Annotated in this window: 1 pseudogene; it reads right to left on the reverse strand. The window is 68.7% G+C overall.

The features are described from left to right. Positions 1–33: 33 nt before the first annotated feature. Positions 34–434 (reverse strand): annotated as a pseudogene (locus LPA54_RS39400) (protein-L-isoaspartate(D-aspartate) O-methyltransferase); the annotation flags it as partial.

A 434-nucleotide genomic window follows, 5' to 3' on the forward strand; every position in this document is an offset into this window, starting at 1 on the left:
CGCCAACTGAACGGGCAGGGCCCGCCAGGATGGTCACCGCACTATGGGCACCGGGTTGTCCGGAGTGTCGAGCCAAGCTCGTTGCCCCTCACAGCTCACGGTCAGTCCGAACCGCTCGAAGTCCGGGCGGCCCCGCGCGTCCCACCACGCGTAAGCGGCCTCGGTCGCATCCCAGAGGCGCCGGGGCCCCGACTGCACCACCTCGAACGACTCGGCTCCCGGCTCGTAGTCGGCGGATGCCCACGACTGGCCGTCGCCGCTGTAGGTCCACAACGTGTACGAGCCGTCGTCGTACCGCTCCACCGTCCAGAACGCTTCCGCCATCTGCAGTCCGATGGCGAACTGGACCAGCCATCCCTCGACAGCGGCAGGTGACAGAGACGTCCTGCTCCTGTCGCCGTCGGCGGGCCATGGCCGCCCCTTGAGGTAAGCAT

The organism is Streptomyces sp. DH12 (genome assembly GCF_020873895.1).
GTDB lineage: Bacteria > Actinomycetota > Actinomycetes > Streptomycetales > Streptomycetaceae > Streptomyces.